Source organism: Paraburkholderia sp. D1E (assembly GCF_052682275.1).
In genome coordinates this window covers 7,372,720-7,393,738 of sequence record NZ_JBQYMB010000001.1, presented here as the reverse complement: position 1 = coordinate 7,393,738, position 21,019 = coordinate 7,372,720, and the positions used below count along the sequence as shown (strand labels likewise).

Genomic DNA, 21,019 nt, shown 5'->3' with positions numbered 1-21,019 from the left:
GCCGTGTGCGGAATAAATCGCAATCCGCTCACGTTAAGTCAGGCATGGCAGCGCTGCATGTCGCACGTGGCCGATCGGGGGCCCGGCTCGCACGCACCGGCCTGGCACCCATCAGGAGACTCACCATGAACGTATCCCGCATTCTTTCCGCCGCCTTCGTGCTGCTGGCGCTCGCGCTAGGCTCGCTTGCAACGAGCGCCTGCACCTCCGCGACCGACAGCAGCGCCTCAGGCGCCAGCGGTGGCACGAGCAGCGGCGGCGGCTACTGAGCGTTGTCGCGCCGGGTGAATTTCGAAGCGGAAGTGATTTCGTGGCTCCCGCAGTTGCGCCGCTATGCGCGCGCACTGACGGGCGACCGCGCCTGGGCCGACGACCTCGTGCAGGACACGGCGGAGCGCGCGCTCGCTCGCTGGGCGGCGTTTCGTCCGAACAGCAACCTGCGCGCATGGCTTCTGACGATCCTGCGGCATCTTTACATCGATCAGTTGCGCGGCCGCCGCGAAATTGCCGTCGACGATGAAAGCGCGCCGTGGCGCAATCTCGAAGCGCCGCATGGCGAGGTCGACGGTCTGGTGTTGCGCGATCTGCAGCGCGCGCTGTATTGCCTGGCGGTCGAGCAACGGGAAGTGCTGCTGCTCGTTTGCGTGGAGGAACTGTCTTATCAGGAAGCGTCGAAGGCGCTCGGTGTGCCGATCGGCACGGTGATGTCGCGGCTGTCGCGCGCGCGGGAACATATGCGCGTGCTGATGACGGAGGGGCCGGTTGAAGGGGGCGCTGTGGGGTTGGCGCGTAAAGTCCCGCCGCTGAAAGTAGTGAGAAATCCGTGATGAATAACGACCACGATTCCAGTTTGCCTGAGGGACTCGATCTGCGAGCGCTGTCGGCGTTTGTCGACGGCGAGTTGCCGCCGATGGAGCGCGCCGCGATCGAGGCGCAACTGGCGCAGCAGCCGCAGGCTGCCGCAAGAGTGGCTGCGTGGCGCGCACAGAAAGCGGCGCTGCAGGCGCTGTGCGGTGCGCCACAGCGCAATGAGCACAACGAACATCAGGAACACAACGAGCGCAGCGGAAGCGTCGGTCGGAGCGACGCCGGCGAGCCGGCCTTCATCGTAGTGCGGCGGCCTACGCCGTGGTGGCAACGCGTCGGCCTCGCAGCGTGCTGGCTCGCAGCCGGCGCGGGTCTCGCGCTCGCCCTTGGGCCGCTCGCACCGCGTCTGACGGGCGGCGCGTGGAACGGTCTGGGCGGCCAGCCGCCGAGTTTTGCCGAACGCGCCGATATCGCCTATGCGGTGTACACGCCCGAGCGGCGTCATCCTGTCGAAGTCGCCGCGAGCGAAGAAGAGCATCTGATCAACTGGCTGTCCAAGCGCCTGAACCGGCCGCTGTCGGTGCCGTCGTTGCAGGAGTACGGTTACTCGCTGGTCGGCGGGCGTTTGTTGCCGGGCGAAGCCGGACCGGCCGCGCAGTTCATGTATGAAAATACCAGCGGTGCACGGCTCACGCTGTACATCACGGGTATTTCTCGCGACGAAACCGCGTTCCGCCTGTTCCGCGACGGAAACCGCCGGACCTTCTACTGGGTCAACGACCGTATGGGCTACGCGTTGTCCGGGCCGATTGCGGAAGGCAAGCTGCGCAGCATCGCTATCGAGGTATGCAGTGCGCTCGGCGGCAAGCCGGAAAGCTGGCAGTAGCGCTGAAAGCACGGCAAGCATCTGGACATGCCCGGCGCCGGCCGCGAACTGCCTGCAACACGTGGTAACAGAAAAGCGTTGTGGCCCACGCGCGCAGTCGGAATAGCGTCACGCGACGCTTCGTTTACTTGCTGCAGGATCATGCTGAACCGCTTTGCATGTGCGCGGACGGCACGGTCTCGTGCGAGGCAAACCGACGGGGTCTTTACGGTGTCGACACGTTTTTTGCGAGTCGCAACGCCGGCGCGTCGAGGCAGCGAAATCATGCTTACTTTTCATCAATCCGGCACCGGGTTGTGTTCCGGCGTAGTGTGTCTGTGTGTGTGCGCCGTTTGCGCGGCGCCGGCCGAGGCGCAATCGGACGCGAACACGCCGTCGAGCGACGCTTCGACGTGCCGTCTTGTCGTGGGTCAGGCGGAAATCGACGGTGTCATGCAGCAGATCAGCGGCCGCGCGTGCCTGCAGCCGGACGGTAGCTGGCAGATCGTCGAAGACGATGCCGCCGCGCAGGCTTTGGGGCCGGCCCCGGTGTATTACTACGATCCATGGTACTGGGGGCCGCCGGTGGTATTCGGCGCCGGCGTGTCGTTCATTTTCGTCGACCGCTTCCATCATTTTCATCACATGGACCACGTGCGTTATGGACACGGATCGTATGGCAACTGGCACGGCGGCGGGTCGATGCACATGTGGAGCGGCATGTCGCACGGCGGTGGTGGCGGTGGAATGCGCCGCTAGCGCGCCATCGCCTACGCGTGCGGCCGCAAAGGAGACGCCTTGACGCGCAGCTTGCCGCCGAAAGTTTCCACCGTCGAGTTCGATCGCGCGCTCGCCGGTTGGCGCGCGATTGTCGGTGAGCCGCAGGTGGTGACTTCGGCCGCCGGGCTCGCCGCTTACCTCGATCCGTTCGCGCCCGGCGAGCGCGAAGCGTTTTCTGCATCCGCAGCGCTGCTGCCCGCATCCGTCGACGAGATTCGCGCGGTGTTGCGGATTGCCAATCAATTTCGTATTCCGTTGTGGACGGTTTCGACCGGACGCAACTTCGCGTACGGTGGTGCTGCGCCGCGGCTGACGGGTTCGGTGGTGCTCGATCTGCAGCGGATGAACCGCATTATCGAAGTGAACGAAACGCTCGCCTACGCGCTGGTCGAACCGGGCGTCAGCTACTTCGATCTCTACGCGCATTTGCGCGACAAAGGCTACAGGCTCTGGGTCGATCCGCCAGCGGCGGGTTGGGGCAGCGTGGTCGGCAATACGCTCGAGCGCGGCTTTGGCTATACCGCGTACGGCGATCACGCGGCTGCGCAGTGCGGCATGGAAGTGGTGCTTGCCAACGGCGACGTGTTGCGCACCGGGATGGGCGGAATCGAAATCGGCACTGCGTGGCAACTGTATCAACCGGGCTATGGACCTTCCTTCGATGCGATGTTCATGCAGTCGAACTACGGCATTGTCACCAAGCTCGGTGTCTGGCTGATGCCCGCGCCGCCCGCGTACCTGCTCGGTGAAATCCAGTTTCGGCATGAGGAGGATCTCGACGCGATCGTCGATATCTTGCGGCCGTTGCGGCTCGATGAAACGATCCGCAATAACGCGGTGATCGAAGGTGGTTTGCGCCGGGCGGCGGGACTGTCGGCACGTCAGCAGTGGTACGAAGGCAAAGGCGCGATGCCCGAGAACGCGGTGACGGCGATGCTCGATAAACTGAACGTCGGCCGCTGGAATCTGCATTTCGCACTATACGGTACGCCTGAACTGATCGACGCCCGCTATGCGATCGTGCAGCGCGCTTTCTCCCGCGTGCCGCAGGCAAAACTCTCGGCGGCTCGTTATACGGGCGACGCGCAACCCACCGCGGGCGGTGATCGCAACCTGGCCGGTATCCCGGCGATGAGCGCGTTCCGCATGCTCGACTGGCGCGGCGGCGCGGGCGCACATGTGGACTTCGCGCCGGTGTGCCCGGCGACCGGGCGCGACGCGCTGCGTCAATACACGATGGCCAAAACGCGTGCCGCGGAATACGGCTTCGATTACTACGGCGGCTTTACGGCGGGCGTGCGTCATTTGCACCACATCTTCGCGGCGATTTTTGACCGCGACGACGCAAATCAGGTTGAGCAGGCCGGTGCTTTACTGCGGTCGCTGATGAGCGATGCGCGCGCGGCGGGCTACGGCGAATATCGCGCGCATCTTGCGTATATGGATTTCGCTGCGGCGCAGTACAGTTTTAACGACGGCGCGTTGCTGCGACTCTCGGAAACGATCAAGGACGCACTCGACCCGAACGGTATTCTCGCGCCGGGTAAGCAGGGGATCTGGCCGGCAACGTGGCGCGACCGGCGGGGTTATACGTGAGGCGCGTAGGTGAGGGCGTGACGTGCATGACGTGAGTGATGCGAATGACGCACGCCCAGTAATGATGTGGTGAAGCAATGGACCGACGTGCTTTCATGATGGCCGGCGCATGGTTTTCGACCGCGGCAGGTGGCGCATGGCCGTGGCTCGCCCACGCAGCCGCTCGCGGCGACACGCTCGCCGTGATCGATTCCACGCTCGCGTGCGGCCCTGCATTCGCCGACTACGTCGCACACATGAAGCTGCCCGCTTTCGAAACCGGCGATGACATCGGCACGCTCTGGTACACCACGCTTGCGCCGCGCCTCAGGCAAACGCCTGCGCAAACGTCCGCGTCGCTGATTGGCCTCACACGCGTATCCGATTACTTCGTGCTTAAGGAACTTGCCACCCGCGTGGGCCACATGGCCGAGCACAGCTACGAGCAGGGCGCGGGACCCATCGCGAACGTTGCATTCGCGCTGACGCCGCGCCTTGCCCGCTAGAACTTATAAGCCTTGTTCTTCGGATCGAAGGTCGAGTCGTCGAAGGTTTTCGGCGTGATACTTTCGAAGACGATCTTCTCGAAGATTTTGCCGTCGTTGTTATATGACTCGACCGTGCGGAAATACGGATGCCGTAGATCCAGCCCGAGCGTTTCTTTCTTCGCATAGAACTTGGGCTGGCCGTCCGGCGTTTCGAAGGTGAAGGCCACCACGCGCACGCCGTCGATGGTTTTCACTTCCACCTGGGTCGAGCGCGGCAAGCCGGCCTCGATGTATTTCTTGCCTTCGGCGAGATACTGATTGGCAATGTACTCGGTGCCAAGATCGCGCACCTGGTGGTTCGACTGTGCACGGGCGAGGGCGCCGTTCAGCGAGGTCCACAGCGGCATGACATTCATGATGCCGCCGAGGTGGCCATACATTTCGTCGGTGCGTTTGGACTCGTCGTAAATGATTTCCTGACCGGCGTGCGCGCCGTCGGGCAGCCACTTCGCGTAGATCCGCAATGGATCGTGGGCGATGCGCACCAGCATGTGATCGGGCTTATCGGGCCACTGCCCATGAATGCGTTCCGAGCGCGACATGGTGAATTCGTATGACGGGTAACCGTTCGGCCCTTCCTTGATGTAGCGCGGCAACGCAAGCGGGTCGAGCGACTGAAACACGGCGACCAGTTGGGCGTCGTCGAGTTTTTCCATTGCGCCGCTTTGCTGCTCGGCGCGCAGCCATTTGACCTGCTGATCGAGCGTGAGCTTGCCGACCTGCGAGACCGGCGTGGTGGGTGCCTTGACGTCACTGGCAGTGTCGAGCGCGGGCGGTGTGTCGTCGTTCTGCGCGAACGCTGGTGGTGTTGCCATCGCAACGGCGCCGGCCACCAGAGCGCCAATGAGAAGTCCCCGTGACGAAACCGCACGCAATGAAGCTGTCAGGGACGCGCTCAACCTCGCGGCCTCCGATGAACAACGGATGAGGCGCATGAAGGCCGGCGAGCGGTTCGAGCCACTTAATGGGCTCGATCGGCACAAGCGGCGTGAGCGTGCGGACAGGCTGTGCTTCATGAATCTCTCCGAAAAGATGGTGCAAGGTATGGCATCGAGCGCCTTGCCTCCTGTCAGGCAGGTTTTTGCTTCGCGAGTTCCTCGTCGCGCAGCGCGCGTCGCAGAATCTTGCCGACGTTGGTTTGCGGCAGATCGTCACGGAATTCGACGAGCTTCGGCACCTTGTAGCCCGTCAGGTTCTTGCGGCAGTGGGCGATCACCTGTTCCGCGGTGAGCGAAGGGTTGCGCTTGACGATGAACACCTTCACACGTTCGCCTTGCGCGGCGTCGGGCACACCGATTGCGGCGACTTCGCGTACGTCCGGAAGCGCTGCGATCACGTCTTCGACTTCGTTCGGATAGACGTTGAAGCCTGACACCAGGATCATGTCTTTCTTCCGGTCGATCAGACGGATAAAACCGCGCGAATCCATCACGCCGATGTCGCCGGTGGCGAGCCAGCCGTCGTCGTCGATCACCTTGGCGGTTTCTTCCGGGCGATTCCAGTAGCCTTTCATCACCTGTGGGCCTTTCACGCACAGTTCACCGGCTTCACCGATGTTCGTCCACGTACCGTCGTCCTTCTTGAAGCGCACTTGCGTTGACGGTGCGGGCAAACCGATCGAGCCTTCGAAGTCGCGTAGATTGGTCAGGTCCACCGGATTCATCGACACGATCGGCGAACACTCTGTCAGCCCATAGCCTTCGATGATCGGTTTGCCGGTGACCGCCTTGAAGCGATCGGCGACCGACTTCTGCGTGGCCATGCCGCCCGCCATCGCGAGCTTCAGGTTCGAGAAGTCGCGCTTGCAGAACTCTTCGTTGTCGAGAAACGCGTTGTAGAGCGTGTTGACCGCCGTCATGCCGGTGAATTTCTCGTGACGGATGATCATCATTACGCGTTTCATGTCGCGCGGATTGGCGATCAGAATGTTGCGCCCGCCGAGTCCCATGAAGATCAGCGCGTTCACCGTCAGCGAATAGATGTGATAGAGCGGCAGCGGCGTGAGCACCGTTTCGATGTCGCCGCTCAGTTGCCCCTCGGACCACGCCTTCGCCTGCAACAGGTTGGCGATGATGTTCTTGTGCGTGAGCATCGCGCCCTTGGCCACGCCGGTGGTGCCGCCGGTGTATTGCAGGAAAGCGATGTCGGCGTGAGTGGGGCGCGCTGGCGTCAACGGCCGCGTGTAACCGATCGAAAGCGCTTCGAGCAGCGGCACCGCTTTCGGCAGGTTGTATGCCGGCACCATCTTCTTGACATGGCGCAGCATGAAATTGAGCAGACGCCCCTTCAGATTCAGGCCGTCGGCGAGCAGATCGCCGAGACCCGTCACGATCACGTTCTGCACCTTGGTGCCGGGCAGCGCGTCCTCGACCGTCTTCGCGAAGTTCTCGAACACGATGATGGTTTGCGCGCCGCTGTCCTTCAACTGATGCGCGAGTTCGCGTACCGTGTAGAGCGGATTGACGTTGACCACCACACCGCCCGCCTTGAGTACGCCGAACAGCGACACCGGATACTGAAACGTATTCGGCAGCATGATCGCGACGCGCTCGCCGGGCTTCACGCCGATGCTTTGCAGATACGCCGCGAATGCGGTCGCCTTGCGGCCGAGTTCGCCATACGTCATGTTCGCGCCGACGCTCACATACGCGACACGCTCACGAAACTGCGCGATGCATTCGTCGAAGAACTGCACGAGCGATTCGTACTGGTTGACGTCGATTTCATGCGGCACGTCTGCCGGATACGACGCGTACCAGATGCCGTCGGTGTTGGGCGCGTGATTCGCCGCCTGGCTGGGCACCTGATCTGCTGCATTCGTCAGGGGTGCGGATCCGGCGGCGGGCGAGAGCGGGGCTTGCGTGGGCTGGGTCATCGGTCGTCTCCTGAAGCAGTGGCTTCATCTGTTTGTGTGCTGGTCTTGCAGCCAGTCATGAACGAATCAAAGCGGCAATCAAAGCGGTCATTACAGCAACTTTCGAAGCAAAGCATTCATTGAAGCACGCGCTGGTCCAGCCGCGGCGCTCAACGTTCCAGAATCGCCACTACGCCCTGGCCGCCCGCCGCGCAGATCGAAATCAGCCCGCGTGCGGTGCCGGCCGGTTTGTCGAGTTGCGCGAGCATTTTCGCGAGTCCGGCGACAATGCGGCCACCCGTGGCGGCAAACGGATGGCCGGTGGCAAGCGAGCTGCCGTTCACATTCAATTTTGCCCGATCGATCGCGCCGAGCGGCCCGGCCAAACCGAGCTGCGTGCGGCAATACTCGTCATCCTGCCACGCCGTGAGCGTGCACAACACCTGCGCGGCGAAGGCTTCGTGAATCTCGTACAGATCGAAGTCCTGCAACGTGAGCCCGGCGCGCGCCAGCATGCGCGGCACGGCATAAGCGGGCGCCATCAGCAGGCCTTCTTTCTTGTCGAAAAAGTCGACCGCGGCGGTTTCGGACCAGCTTAGATACGCCAGCACCGGCAGGCCATGTTTGGCCGCCCATTCTTCGCTTGCGAGCAAGACGGCGGACGCGCCGTCGGTCAGCGGCGTCGAATTGCCGGCTGTCAGCGTGCCTGCGTCGCGATCGAATACCGGCTTCAGACCGGCGAGTTTTTCCAGTGTCAGGTCGGCGCGCAGGTTGTTGTCGCGCGCGAGGCCACGGTACGGTGTCATCAGATCGTTGACGAAGCCGCGTGCATACGCCTCGGTGAGCTTGCGGTGACTGTCGTAAGCGAGCACATCCTGCGCTTCGCGCGAGATGTTCCAGCGCTTGGCCATCAGCTCGCAATGTTCACCCATCGAAAGCCCGGTACGCGGCTCGCCGTTGCGCGGCAAAAGCGGTTTGAAAAACATGCCCGGTCGCAGTTTGGTCAGCGCACCGACACGTTGGCCGGTGCTCTTGCCGCGATTCGCTTCGAGCAGGATCTTGCGCATGCGCTCGTTGACACCGATCGGTGCGTCGGAGGTCGTATCCACGCCGCCCGCGATGCCCACTTCGATCTGCCCGAGAGCGATCTTGTTGGCGACGAGAATCGCCGCTTCCAGCCCGGTACCGCAGGCCTGCTGCACATCATAAGCGGGCGTTTCTTTGGCGAGCGTGGTGGATAGCACGGATTCGCGCGTCAGGTTGAAATCGCGCGAATGCTTGATGACGGCGCCGGCCGCTACTTCGCCCAGGCGTTCGCCGTGCAGGTTGTAGCGGTCGATCAGGCCTTGCAGCGTGAACGTCAGCATGTCCTGATTCGACGCGGTCGCGTACGTGGTGTTCGAGCGGGCAAACGGAATCCGGTTGCCGCCGATGATAGCGACGCGGCGCACGGCGGGCAGCGGGTTGGACATGCTCGGCTCCTTTGGGTCGTTCCCTGGTTATTGAACGGTGCGAATGGTGAGTAAGGCTTCTTTGCAATGGTGTTTCTGTTGGATCAACAACAATTCTCAGGCAGCTTCAATTCCATGCGATGACGAAAACATAGGCGTGTCTGCGAGGCCTCATAGCAGCTTCCATTGCATTCGGCCGCGCAAATGCGGTTTTTCTCCAGCAATGTCGCGTACTTCGATGTCGCGCTCGATCAGCGAGGGCGACGCGCTCCACAGTGTTGCTTCGCCCGGCAGCAGCATCGGCAATTTGAATTCGGCACTCAACGTCGCCTCGGCGAGCGGTTTCGGCGGTTGCAGCGCGGCGGCCGCGCGCGCCAGCGTCCACATGCCATGCGCAATGGCGCGCGGAAAGCCGAATGCTTTCGCGGATAGCGCAGTCAGGTGAATCGGGTTGTAGTCGCCGGAGACTTTCGCGTAGTCGCGGCCCAGTTGCGGCGGCAGTTGCCAGCGCGAGATGCGTTCCAACGCGTCGTGCCCGAGTTCCAGCGGATCGAGCGGACCGCCGCTCGCCGGCACGCCGCGTTTCAGATAGACGCTGTCGCCGTCCCACACCGCTTCGCCGCGGCGGTACATGCGGGTATGCAGCACGAACGCCTGGCCTTTGTCGTGACGCAGCAGCGCACCGAATTCAACCTCGACGCGCAACATGTCCTTGTAAGCGAGCGGGCGGCGCAACCGCACATGGTTCGCCAGATGCACGAGGCCGAGTGCCGGCCAGGGAAACGCCGGGTCGGTCAGCATCAGCAGGTGCAGCGGGAAGGCAAGCAGATGCGGATACGTGAGCGGCACGCCGTGCTCGGGGATAAAGCCGCAAACCCGCGAATAACGCCAGATCGGGCCGGGGTCGAGGACCACGGCAGGGCGCACGAGGCGCAATGCCGGCAAGTGCGTGTCGCGCCCACGTTTGACGATGCCGGACAACGCGCGGGCATACAGCTTTGCCGGCGCGGGCAACTGCTCGATGACGACGGTCCTGGGACGGCCCGCGCTCGCTGCGTGAGCACTCCTGAACGGATCACCCGGCTCACGCATGCTCACGCTCCAATCAGGCTTTGTCCGCACACGCGCACGATCTGGCCGCTCACGCCCGCCGATCCCGGATGCGCGAGCCACGCGATGGTCTGCGCGACATCCACCGGCTGGCCCCCCTGGCTCATCGAATTCATACGGCGGCCGGCCTCGCGGATGGCCAGTGGAATCTTCGCGGTCATTTGCGTTTCGATAAAACCCGGCGCGACCGCGTTGATCGTGATGCCACGTGCGCGCAGATGCGGCGCCATGCTTTGCACCCGGCCGATCACACCGGCTTTTGATGTGGCGTAGTTGGTCTGGCCCAGGTTGCCCGCGATGCCGCTGATCGACGACACGCCGATGATGCGGCCGCCGTCGCGCAGAATGCCGGCCGCGAGCAAGGCGTCGTCGATACGTTCCTGCGCGGACAGGTTGATATCGATCACGCTTTGCCACGCGGCATCGGTCATCTTCGCGATGGTTTTGTCCCTGGTGATGCCCGCGTTGTGCACGACGATATCCACGCCTTGCTCGTCGAGCGCTGCGGCGATCTGCGCGGGCGCTTCGGGCGCGGCGATGTCGAAGCTGAGCGCGGTGCCGTTCAACTGGCGCATCGTCGAATCGAGCGCGTCGCGTGCCGACGGAATGTCGATGCCGATGACGTGCGCGCCTTCCGCGGCGAGCACGCTCGCAATCGATGCGCCAATGCCGCGCGCGGCGCCGGTGACCACGGCACGACGGCCCGCGAGCGGCTGATTCCAGTCGAACGCCGGCAAGGCATCGGCGCCGGCGCGTACGCCGATGCGCACCACCTGGCCCGACACATAGGCGGAACGCGGCGATAGAAAAAATCGCAACGTCGCTTCGATGCCGTTCTCGGCGCCGTGCTCCACGTAGACGAGATTGGCGGTAATGCCGCGCCGCGCTTCCTTGCCGAGCGAACGCGTGAGGCCTTCGAGCGCGCGCTGCGCGGTCCATTGGCGCGGACTCGCGCAGGCTTCCGGCGGACGCCCCAGCACAATGATGCGGCCGCACTTGCCGAGCGAGCGCAACGTGTCGTGGAAGAATCCGTGCAGCGGTTCGAGCTGGCTGCTGTCTTCGATACCGCTCGCATCGAACAGCAGGGCAGTGAGCTTGCCGTGCGAACCGGACTCCGCCGCCTCGAAACGGCCGGTCATCAGACCATGGCGATTCGCGAGCGGTACCCACAGGCCAGCGCTTTCATGCGCAACACTCGTCACACCAATGCTCGTGACGAGATTCGCAAGCGCCTCGAGCAGATGCGGTTCGCGGCCCGCACCGATCGCCACCAGTCCGTCGAACTCGGGCCGGTCCGCGCGATAGCGGTGTAGCACTTCGGGCTTCGGCAAGCCCAGCGAGCGCGCAAGGCGCGCGCCGAACGGCGAGTTGACGAAGTTCAGATAAGAGTCGTTCATATTGTTCGTTGCTCCGCTGGCCACGCCCCGAAGGAAATCCCCATAGGGGACCTCGGACGTGTGTCAGTGTGCACCCAGTTTGGGGCATCTGGGAGTGCCCCGTCTGGATGTTTTTTCAAGGCGCTCAAGCCGCGAGTTCCAGCGCTTTTTCGAGCGCGTCCTTGCGCTTTTGCAAATTGGCGAGCATGTCGAAGTCGGGTGGGAAGTCGTCGACCTGCACGACTTGCGCGCCATACCGCGCGTAGTCTTCGAGCACGCGGCGATCGTCGGCATCGATCAGGCCTTTCTGCTGTGCCGCTTCGGTCCACGCGGCCAATTGCGGCAGGCTTTGAGGCATCGGTTCGAGCAGGCCTTGCTTGACCGCGTCGCGCAGTTTCTGGTCGATCTGCATGAAGCGCGGGTTCAACTCGAACACGAGCTCGCCATAGCCGAGCGCATCGACGTCCGGATGCGGCACGTACGAGTCGGAGACCAGGCGGTTGCGCGCCGCGCCCGGCGTTTGCATCAGCTCCGCGATCTCGGTGCCGAGGCGATCGGACGGCTCGCGATACGGCAGGCCGAACGGAAACGCGAGCACGCGCACGAGACCCGCGGCGAGGCGGTTCGGGTAGTTCGCGAGCACCCCGTCGAGCGCGTACTGTGCCTTGTACAGCGAATCTTCGACACCCCAGCGTACCAGCGGCAGGTCTTCTTCCTGACGGCCTTCGTCTTCGAAGCGCTTGAGCGTCGCGGAGATCAGATAGAGCTGGGAGAGCACATCGCCCAGACGGCCGGAAATGCGTTCACGCCGTTTCAGATCGCCGCCGAGCACGAACATGGAGACGTCGGCGAGCAACGCGAATGCGGTCGAAATACGGGTGGCGGCGCGGTAATACGACAGCAGCGGTGCGTACGCCGTGCGTGGCTTGGCGATGAACGCGCCACCCGTGATGCCATAAACAAAACTGCGCACGACGTTGGAGAGCGTGAAGCTGACATGGCCGAAAAAGGCCGCATCGAAATCGCGCAGCGCCTTGGCGTGATCGGTTTCGCGCGTGGCCGCCATTTCCTTCAGCACATACGGATGACAGCGAATCGCACCCTGACCGAAGATGATCAGGCAACGCGTCAGAATGTTCGCGCCTTCCACGGTGATTGCAATCGGCACCTGCTGATAGGCACGCGCGAGAAAGTTCGATGGTCCCATGCAGATGCCCTTGCCGGCGGCGACGTCCATGCCGTCATTGATGACCATGCGGGCGCGTTCGGTGATGTGATACTTCGCGATCGCCGAAATCACCGACGGCTTTTCGCCGAGGTCCACCGCATGCGCGGACAGGCGGCGCGCCGCGTCCATCACGTAGAGATTGCCGCCCATGCGGCCGAGCGCTTCCTGCACGCCTTCGAACTTGCCGATGGCAGTGCGGAACTGACGGCGAACCGCAGCATAAGCACCGGTGCCGCGCACAGCGATCTTCGCCATCCCCACATTCGACGACGGCAGCGAAATCGCGCGGCCCGCCGCGAGACATTCCATCAGCATGCGCCAGCCGTTACCGACCTGTGTGCGGCCGCCGATCACCCAGTCGAGCGGAATGAAGACATCTTTACCGGAGTTCGGACCGTTCTGGAACACCGCGTTCAGCGGCCAGTGACGGCGGCCGATGTTGACGCCCGGATGGTCGGTGGGAATCAGCGCGCAGGTGATGCCGGGCTCTTCGTCCGAGCCGAGCAGATGGTCGGGATCGAGCGCGCGGAACGCGAGGCCGAGAACAGTTGCGATCGGTCCAAGCGTGATGTAGCGCTTGTCCCAGGTGACGCGAAAACCCAGCGTCTCGCGGCCTTCAAACGTGCCCTTGCAGACGATGCCCACATCGGGAATCGCTGCCGCATCGGAACCGGCGTAGGGGCTCGTCAAAGCGAAACAGGGGATTTCGTCGCCGCGAGCGAGACGTGGCAGGTAGTGGTTTTTCTGTTCTTCGGTGCCGTAGTGCATCAGCAACTCAGCCGGGCCGAGCGAGTTCGGCACCATCACCGAAACGGCAGCGGCCGAGCAGCGCGTGGAGAGCTTCATGATGACCTGCGAATGTGCGTAAGCGGAGAACTGCTTGCCGCCGTACTGCTTCGGAATGATCATGCCGAGAAAGCCGCGCTCCTTGATGTACTGCCAGGTTTTCGGTGACAGATCCTGCCACACCATGGTGGTTTCCCAATCGTTCGCGAGATCGCACAGACGCTCGCATTCGACGTCGAGAAACGATTGTTCTTCAGCGGACAGCGTGGCGGGGCCGTAGCCGAGCAGCGTGTCCCAATGCGGGCGCCCCGAGAACAGTTCGGCGTCCCACCAGACGGTGCCGGCTTCGATTGCGTCGCGCTCGGTCGGCGACATCTCCGGCAGGATCTTGCGGAAGATGTCGAGCACCGGCTTCGTGAGCCACGTACGGCGCAATGGTTTGATCGTGAGTACGAGGGCAGGGAGGACGAAGACAATCGCGAGTACCGTTGTCGCCACCGGACCCGCTGCTCCGCTGACATGCGCGGCCGCCACCCAGATGATCATGACGGCAAGCCACCATGAGGCACGCGCCTGAACGTAGACGAGTGCGAGAGCGGCAATGACGAGTACTAGGATGAACCACGGCATGACGTTTCCTCCTGTTTCGATAGTGCGTGCGAACGCATCCACGGGTCGCGGACGGCTCGCGTTCTGTTGATCTTCTGACTGGCGGTGTTGCTGTTACGCTGTGCGCTCGGGTCGCTTTCAAGTCGCCTTTAGCCGCGTCCTGGTCGCTTCGGGCCACTCATAAGCGGCTTTCGAGTCGTGCCTGCTTCGCTTTTCGTGTCATGTCTGCAGTTCGACAGCGTGACGTCGCTTAGGTGCGGGACTTAGATGTGCTGCTCGGGTATGCGGTATTCATGATGTCTGCGCACGGACGGCCTATGGCAGCGCCGCCCGCGCCGCTTGATTCAGGCCGTGCCGTGCAACGCGGGCTGAAACGAACTTGCCTCGATGTTGCCACCGCGTCGTTCACCGTCCGAGACTGCCGGTCCCGACGATTCAGACCCGCCTGACGCCGACTGGGTACCCGCAGCCGGGTTTGCGTCATCCGCCTGGCCTTCCGGGCCGCCTTCAGTGGCGTCGCCCAGCACCGCGGCGAACGTGGCCAGTTGCGAGCCGTCAGGCAGGGGCGCTTTAAGCGCGGCCACCATCAGCGAGGCGAGACGCGCGATCAGTTGCAGGTCGTTCATCGACTTGCCCTGTGAGAACTCCGAAATCAGGCTGTCGGTATCGGTACCGGCCAGCACGCCGGACAGCGCGCCGATCGCGAAGTGCAGACGCCAGCCGAGCTCTTCACGCGGCAGATGCGGCAACGCACGCTGGAAGGCATCGAAAAAGCGTATCGCCACCGACTCGTAATGCGCATTCAGAAAGTCCCGGATGAACGCCGACGGATCCGTATAAGCGCGGCCCAGCAAGCGCAAAAACGCCTTGCCACCGACACGCGGATCGCGCGAGAGCCGCAGCGCGGGAATGAACATTGCGCCGAGCACGTGCTCGCAGGTCAGACGCGCGCCGAGCATCTGGTCGAAGCGGTCGAGCAGCTTGAGCCGCTCCTGGTTGAGCCGGTCGAGCCGGCGCGCCAGCATCGAATGAATCAGCGATTCCTTGCTGCCGAAGTGATAGTTGACCGCCGCGAGATTCACCTCGGCACGCGAAGTAATCTGGCGCAGGGACATGGCCTCATAGCCGCATTCGATGAAGAGTGTTTCGGCGGCGTCGAGGATGCGGGACTTCGTGTCGCCGGCGTGCCGGCCTGTTGTGCGAACTGCCATTTTGCGTCTCCCAGTTGCCGGGCATCCGGCCCGCAAACAAGCGATTCAAATTATCATTTGAAACAGCCGTTTTTTTTCAGGATAAAGAAGGATAGGGACTGCGATCAAGGGCTCTGTGTGGACGAACTCCTCTAGAAGACCTGACGAAGGTCCGTCTTTCCAATGGGCGCGGGCGCGTCAAACCACGCGGAAATAAAAAAGGCCGTTCCGATCGAAATCGGAACGGCCTCGTATTACTTGCTACCTGTTTGGCCTTGCGTTTGCTTTCTGCCGCCAGCTTTGTGCGCATTGCTGCTTCTGCTTTGCGCCTGCTTTGCCTGACTTTTGCTTTGTGGCGGTTCGAGCCGCCTTTGTATCTATTGTGCCCGATAACGCGGCGTCGAAATAGCTGTTTAGTTCGAACGCTTAAAGCTGTGCTGCAACCTGTTTCGCCGACTGCGTCATGTCGATGCCGCGGCGTTCGCGGCTGAACGGAATCAGCGCGGCAATGACCACCGCTACGATACCGATCACGACAGCCATGATCAGCGCGTAGTTGTTGCCATGCGCTTCGGCGGCGCTCGCCTGCAGCGGGCCGTTCACCGACGCGATCAGATTGCCGAGCTGATACACGAGGCCTGGGAACGTCGCGCGAATTTCATCGGGCGAGATTTCGTTCAGGTGCACCGGAATCACACCCCATGCGCCTTGCACGGAGATCTGCATCAGGAACGCGCCAACCGCGAGCAGCACGGGCGTGGACGAGAAAGCCCACAGCGGCAGCACCGGCAACGCGATCAATGCGGCGATGAAGATCGCGCGCTTGCGGCCGATCTTCTCCGAGATGAAACCGAAGAACAGGCCGCCGCAGATCGCGCCGATGTTCAGCGTGATCGTGATCAACGACACCGTATGCGCGTCGAACTGATGCTGCACGCGCAGGAAGGTCGGATACAGATCCTGCGAACCATGCGAGAAGAAGTTGAACGCGGTCATCAGCACGATCGAGTAGAGCGACAGCCCGACGTTCTGTTTCAACGTGGCGATGAGGCCCGGACGTGTTTTCTTCTCGAGCGTCTTGAAGGCGGGCGATTCCGGCACGTGCGCACGCACATACAGCACCAGCAGCGCTGGCAGCACGCCGACGAAGAACATGCCGCGCCAGCCGATGTATTGATAGAAGACGCCGAACACGACCGAGGCGAGCAGGTAACCGCTCGGGTAGCCGGCTTGCAGGAGACCTGAGACGATGCCGCGCGACTTCGGCGGCACGGTTTCCATCGTCAGTGCGCCGCCCACCCCCCATTCGCCGCCCATTGCGATGCCGAACAGGGCGCGCAGCACGAGCAGGGTGGTCAGGTTAGGCGAAAAGCCGGACAGCAATTCCAGCAGCGAGAAGCACGCGATGTTGACCATCAGCGTCGGACGGCGGCCGTATTTGTCGGCGAGCCAGCCGAAAATCAATGCGCCGACTGGACGCATTATCAGGGTCAGCATGATGCCGAAGGCAACCGTCGGGATTTTTGTATTGAATTCGGCCGCGATATCTTTCAATACGAACACCATTAGAAAGAAATCGAATGCGTCCAGGGTCCAGCCCAGATAGGCGGCGATCGTGACGTTTCTCTGTTCCCGTGTCCAGCTCATTGATTGTTCTCCTGAGTCTCCAATAACCCGTGTTTGACGACGGGCGGCTCTGCAGCCCCGTGCGCCCCGTGGTGCGGGCTTCGAGCGAGTGTACGCCGAGCGTTAAGCGCTTGCATGAATGAACCCGCGTTTATCCGTATTAATCCCTGGAGCGAATTTCATGCTGAATCTCGATGCATGGAAAATGTTTGGTAAATGTAATTATCGTATTAATCATGTTTGCTTCTTTGTTTGTTATTTGTAATGTTTATTTCGCTTCTGAGAACAGCGGTCCGGTTCTCCGGATTCGAGTGTCGGGTAGAGGTGCCACTCGCGGGATTCAGGTTGGCGGGAGCGGATGCCTGCAGGTATAACAGCGGCTCGCGGCATTCACGCCGCGCATACAAAGGGACTAACGAATGACGATTCCGCATCTATGCCTGCTCATCGTGGTTGTGCTGCCGTTTCCTTGGATCATGCTGGCGAAGGTCAGCAAGCGCTATGACAATGGCGCGCCGCGCACCTATCTCTCGGGCCTCGAAGGCTGGCGCGCGCGTGCTTACGCTGCGCATCAGAACGCGTGGGAAGCACTGGCGATGTTCACCGCTGCGGTCGTCGTCGCGGGGCAGGCGGGCGGATCGAGCCCGTGGATCAACTGGCTGGCGATTACCTTTGTTGTCACGCGCGTGTTGCACGGCGTTTTGTATGTGGCGAACCTGGCGTCGTTGCGTTCGCTGGTGTGGTTTGTCGGCGTCGCGTGCGTGGTGTCGATGTTTTTCGTCTCAGTGAACTGAGGTAAGGCGAAGCGTGGGGCGATGCTGGCGGATGCGCGCGTCGTTCGTCGGCTCCCACGATGCGGATGGGCTCGAGTGCGCTTGCGCTGCTGTTGAAGGGGACCGGCATGCGCTATTTATGCAAATAACGCATCAGTCGAGCAGAAAAATCAATTGGACTCATGTTGCGGCGCGGAATAAGATCGTTGTCATCTTATTAATGTCGCCGGTCCCGACGCGCCATGTCACTCAAATCACTCACTTCAGCGCCTGTGCGGCGCGCACAAAAGCCGCTGGCGGCGTTTGCCACGGTCACGCTGTTCACGGGCATTGGCGCCGGTCTCGGTGGCATGTTGCTTGCCTTGCTGCTGCACACCATTCAGCACCTCGCATATGGCTACAGCGTGGCGCATGTGATCAGCAGCGAGAGTTTTCTGCAAGGCGTCACCGGCGCCGAGCCTGAGCGGCGCCTGCTTGTCCTGACGACGTGCGGATTGGTGGCGGGGCTCGGCTGGTGGTTGCTGTATCGCTTCGGGCGGCCGCTCGTCAGCATTCGTCAAGCCGTCAAGTCCGACGATCCGCGTATGCCTATGCTGAGCACCATCGTGCATGCATTACTGCAGATTGTGACGGTGGCACTGGGCTCGCCGCTCGGGCGCGAAGTCGCGCCGCGCGAGATCGGTTCGGTGCTAGCCGGCTGGCTCTCCCACCGCGCCGGCTTATCGGTCGAGCAGAGCCGGATCATGGTTGCATGCGGGGCCGGAGCGGGCCTTGCCGCTGTTTATAACGTGCCGCTCGGCGGCGCGGTGTTCGTACTCGAGGTCTTGCTGGGCACATTCGGCTGGAAGGCGCTCGTGCCAGCGGTCGTCACGTCGGCGGTGGCGGCGCTGGTCGCGCAACTCGGTCTGGGCAATGAACATCAGTATCTGGTGCCGTCGTTGACCTTGAGCACGTCGCTGGTGGTGTGGTCCGTGGTGTGCGGGCCGATTTTCGGTGCTGCGGCGTGGGGCTTTACCGAGCTGACCAAACGCGCGCGCGCAGAGGCGCCCAAGGATTGGCGCCTGCCTGTGTTGTCGCTGTTGAACTTCGCGATCATCGGCGTGCTGGCGATGCACTTTCCCCAGTTGCTCGGCAATGGCAAAGGGCCTGCGGGATTGGCATTCGATGGTGGCTTGACGATGAGTCTCGCGGCTATGTTGCTGGTGCTGAAGGTGGTGATTACCGCGAGTAGTTTGCGTGTGGGCGCTGAAGGCGGTCTGTTGACGCCCGGGCTCGCGAATGGCGCCTTGCTGGCGATCGTGCTTGGCGGGGCCTGGAGTCTGTTTTGGCCGGGCGCTTCTCTAGGCGCTTTCGCCGTTGTCGGTGCGACGGCGTTTCTGGCTTCATCGATGCAGATGCCTATTACGGCTGTTGTTCTCGTTTTTGAATTTACCCGGGTAAGCCACGATTTTCTGATTCCGGTTTTGTTCGCCGTCGGCGGTGCCGCGTTGAGTTTTCAGGCGTGTGCGAAGTGGGCGCCGGCAATGCAATTTGGTTCTGGTTTCAATTGGGGCGGGGCGGGCAAAGCGCGATAGAATTTTTCGCCTTTGACGGTGCGGCATGACGTGCCGTACCGCCCAAGGCATGCAGATCCGAAGCGCCGCGAAGCCGAGCCGCTACCGTCATGTGATCCTTGCCGAAGCGCAAGAACCTGATGGTTTCGTGGAGCGGCATGAGGCACTCATGCACGTCCGGGTCGTGCGACCTTTATTGACCCGATCCCGGCCTCACCGAATCGAAAATCTGATCGAGGTCGTACACAAGCAGGAACACACACCCGGTCATGCTGTGAAAACCGCGCTCGACCGTCCCCGTTTCCGCCACCCCGACGTTTCCACGCCCTAGCACTCGACCGTTCCAGGTCACTTCGCCCTCCAGGACATAGATGAACTCAGGGCCGGTGTGAAGGTGATCGGGAAACGCTGCTCCGGGTGCGAATCTCACGAGCTGGATTGCGCGGCCGTTCGCGTTGCCCAGGTTTTTCACTTCGACACCCTTTGCGAGCGTTGAAGGTATCCAGGGGACGTCGTTCGAATCGCTCCAGCGAAATTGTGGCGCTGTCGATGGATCGTGAGTCATATCGTGTCGCCTTTCGGTCTGCGTATGTCCACATAAAACTTCGCCGGTGACGAACCCAGAAACTTGGGGTTGTTCGAACGTGGCCGCGGCGATCAAAGCTACTGCGCCTGGCAGGTATGAGACCGCGTCTGCGAGACCGCGGCAAACCGGGTCCATCGGCGGAGTTATGCGGAAGCGATGCTGGAAAACACCAGGCTCGCTGCTGACACCCGCCAGTATACTGGCCAACTGCCGGACGCCGTCACTTCGGGAAGGTCAGAACGAATCAGCTCAGGCGCCGTTCGTCGGACTCAACAGGAGGAAGACAAAAATGAAGCGCTTCGTTTCCCACTATCTGGTTGCACTCGCAACGACCATGGCCTGTTCGTTCGCGGGGCCGGCGCATGCGGATGCCGCGCATCCAGTCGTCGCGTTGCTGCCGGGCGTCACCGATCCTTTCTACTTCACGATGCACCGCGGCGCCGAGCGGGCCGCAAATGAAGAACACGTCCAGTTGTTATTCCAGGTGCCCAAGGCATGGAACACCACCGAGCAAGTGCCGATCCTCAAGGCGTTCATTGCCAAACATCCGGATGTACTGCTGGTTTCACCGGTCGACAAGCAGCAATTGATCGGACCACTGAAGGAAGCGGCAGACGCGGGCATCAAGGTCATCACGGTCGATACGTATATCGGCGATGGGCACTATCAGACCGGCAAGGGCGACGCGGATTTCCCACTGTCCTATATTGCTTCGGATAACCTGGAAGGCGGCCGCGTTGCGGCGCGCTCGCTCGCGAAGGCCATCGGCGACAAGGGTACGGTCTATTGCGAAAACAACAAGCCGGGCATCTCAAGTACCGATGCGCGCGCCGAGGGTTTCCAGGAAGAGATGAAGAAGCACCCAAACATCAAGGTGCTGCAAACGCAATATAACGAGGATGATGCGAACCGCGCTGCATCCCACGTCGCCGCGGTGCTAGCGCGCAACCCCGACCTTGCTGGCGTGTTCGGCGCCAACACTTTCTCCGGCAGTGGCGCCGCCCAAGGCGTCAAGGCGGCCGGCAAGCAGGGCGTGGTCAAGGTCGTGGTGTTCGACGCCGTGCCTGGCATCGACCAGCAGATCAAAAGCGGCCTCGTGGACATCGCGATCGCGCAGCGCCCGGATGAGATCGGCTATTACGGCGTGAAGTTCGCGGCAGACGTGATTCGCGGCAAGAAGATTCCGCCTTTCAAGAGCACGGGCTTCGTGGTGCTCGACAAGACGAACATCGACCAGCCGGACATGAAGCAGTACATCTATTCCAACTAGGCGAGCGCTATCGAGCGAGGACCTGTCCCCGC

18 protein-coding genes are annotated in these 21,019 nt (G+C 62.2%); 9 read left to right on the top strand and 9 right to left on the bottom strand.

From position 1 onward, the window contains the following. Window positions 1-125: 125 nt before the first annotated feature. From ACUN0E_RS33200 to ACUN0E_RS33175, 6 genes are all read left to right on the top strand, one after another. Complete coding sequence (locus ACUN0E_RS33200) at window positions 126-269, top strand: hypothetical protein (RefSeq protein WP_408339711.1); 144 nt, start codon at window positions 126-128, stop codon at window positions 267-269. Between the two features lie 15 nt (window positions 270-284). Then, window positions 285-827, top strand: a complete 543-nt coding sequence (locus tag ACUN0E_RS33195; protein WP_445569256.1) for a sigma-70 family RNA polymerase sigma factor — start codon at window positions 285-287, stop codon at window positions 825-827. Beyond that, window positions 827-1,693: an anti-sigma factor gene (locus ACUN0E_RS33190; RefSeq protein ID WP_445569255.1), complete on the top strand. Its 867-nt coding sequence runs from the start codon at window positions 827-829 to the stop codon at window positions 1,691-1,693. Before ACUN0E_RS33195 ends, ACUN0E_RS33190 begins: the two co-directional genes overlap by 1 nt. Before the next feature lie 264 nt (window positions 1,694-1,957). Then, window positions 1,958-2,431: a hypothetical protein gene (locus ACUN0E_RS33185; protein ID WP_445569254.1), complete on the top strand. Its 474-nt coding sequence runs from the start codon at window positions 1,958-1,960 to the stop codon at window positions 2,429-2,431. Window positions 2,432-2,470: 39 nt separating this feature from the next. Beyond that, window positions 2,471-4,048 (top strand): FAD-binding oxidoreductase, encoded by a 1,578-nt coding sequence (locus ACUN0E_RS33180; protein WP_445569253.1) that lies wholly within the window; start codon window positions 2,471-2,473, stop codon window positions 4,046-4,048. A gap of 77 nt (window positions 4,049-4,125) precedes the next feature. Next, window positions 4,126-4,533: a hypothetical protein gene (locus ACUN0E_RS33175; protein ID WP_445569252.1), complete on the top strand. Its 408-nt coding sequence runs from the start codon at window positions 4,126-4,128 to the stop codon at window positions 4,531-4,533. On the opposite strand, the gene ACUN0E_RS33170 is transcribed toward ACUN0E_RS33175, so the two are convergent. From ACUN0E_RS33170 to ACUN0E_RS33135, 8 genes are all read right to left on the bottom strand, one after another. Next, on the bottom strand, window positions 4,530-5,390 hold the full coding sequence (locus ACUN0E_RS33170; RefSeq protein WP_408235295.1) for a DUF1571 domain-containing protein: 861 nt from the start codon (window positions 5,388-5,390) through the stop codon (window positions 4,530-4,532). The two genes, ACUN0E_RS33175 and ACUN0E_RS33170, sit on opposite strands and share 4 nt — an antisense overlap. 254 nt (window positions 5,391-5,644) lie before the next feature. Next, complete coding sequence (locus ACUN0E_RS33165) at window positions 5,645-7,450, bottom strand: AMP-binding protein (RefSeq protein WP_445569251.1); 1,806 nt, start codon at window positions 7,448-7,450, stop codon at window positions 5,645-5,647. Between the two features lie 149 nt (window positions 7,451-7,599). Beyond that, a complete protein-coding gene (locus ACUN0E_RS33160; protein WP_445569250.1) occupies window positions 7,600-8,901 on the bottom strand; it encodes an acetyl-CoA C-acetyltransferase in 1,302 nt (433 codons plus the stop codon). Between the two features lie 150 nt (window positions 8,902-9,051). Then, the gene (locus tag ACUN0E_RS33155; protein WP_445569249.1) at window positions 9,052-9,972 is read right to left on the bottom strand and encodes a MaoC family dehydratase; all 921 of its coding nucleotides are present in this window, start codon (window positions 9,970-9,972) and stop codon (window positions 9,052-9,054) included. 2 nt (window positions 9,973-9,974) lie between these two features. Next, the gene (locus ACUN0E_RS33150; RefSeq protein WP_445569248.1) at window positions 9,975-11,387 is read right to left on the bottom strand and encodes a 3-oxoacyl-ACP reductase; all 1,413 of its coding nucleotides are present in this window, start codon (window positions 11,385-11,387) and stop codon (window positions 9,975-9,977) included. Window positions 11,388-11,511: 124 nt separating this feature from the next. Next, a complete protein-coding gene (locus tag ACUN0E_RS33145; protein ID WP_445569247.1) occupies window positions 11,512-14,010 on the bottom strand; it encodes an acyl-CoA dehydrogenase in 2,499 nt (832 codons plus the stop codon). 323 nt (window positions 14,011-14,333) lie between these two features. Continuing rightward, window positions 14,334-15,200 carry a TetR/AcrR family transcriptional regulator gene (locus ACUN0E_RS33140; RefSeq protein ID WP_408389312.1) on the bottom strand — a complete coding sequence of 289 codons (867 nt, stop codon included), beginning with the start codon at window positions 15,198-15,200 and terminating at the stop codon, window positions 14,334-14,336. Between the two features lie 405 nt (window positions 15,201-15,605). Continuing rightward, a complete protein-coding gene (locus ACUN0E_RS33135) occupies window positions 15,606-16,826 on the bottom strand; it encodes an MFS transporter (RefSeq protein WP_408235316.1) in 1,221 nt (406 codons plus the stop codon). A 398-nt stretch (window positions 16,827-17,224) separates the two neighbouring features. Between ACUN0E_RS33135 and ACUN0E_RS33130 the strand changes: the two genes are divergently transcribed. Next, window positions 17,225-17,599, top strand: coding sequence for an MAPEG family protein (locus ACUN0E_RS33130; RefSeq protein ID WP_408235319.1), 375 nt, complete (start codon window positions 17,225-17,227; stop codon window positions 17,597-17,599). A 221-nt stretch (window positions 17,600-17,820) separates the two neighbouring features. Beyond that, window positions 17,821-19,152 carry a chloride channel protein gene (locus ACUN0E_RS33125; RefSeq protein ID WP_445569246.1) on the top strand — a complete coding sequence of 444 codons (1,332 nt, stop codon included), beginning with the start codon at window positions 17,821-17,823 and terminating at the stop codon, window positions 19,150-19,152. A 172-nt stretch (window positions 19,153-19,324) separates the two neighbouring features. Here the strand turns inward: ACUN0E_RS33125 and ACUN0E_RS33120 are convergent, their stop codons facing one another. Further along, the gene (locus ACUN0E_RS33120) at window positions 19,325-19,696 is read right to left on the bottom strand and encodes a cupin domain-containing protein (RefSeq protein WP_445569245.1); all 372 of its coding nucleotides are present in this window, start codon (window positions 19,694-19,696) and stop codon (window positions 19,325-19,327) included. Window positions 19,697-20,006: 310 nt separating this feature from the next. Between ACUN0E_RS33120 and ACUN0E_RS33115 the strand changes: the two genes are divergently transcribed. Next, entirely contained in the window at window positions 20,007-20,987 is a 981-nt protein-coding gene (locus ACUN0E_RS33115; protein ID WP_408509730.1) for an ABC transporter substrate-binding protein, read from the top strand. Window positions 20,988-21,019 lie beyond the last annotated feature (32 nt).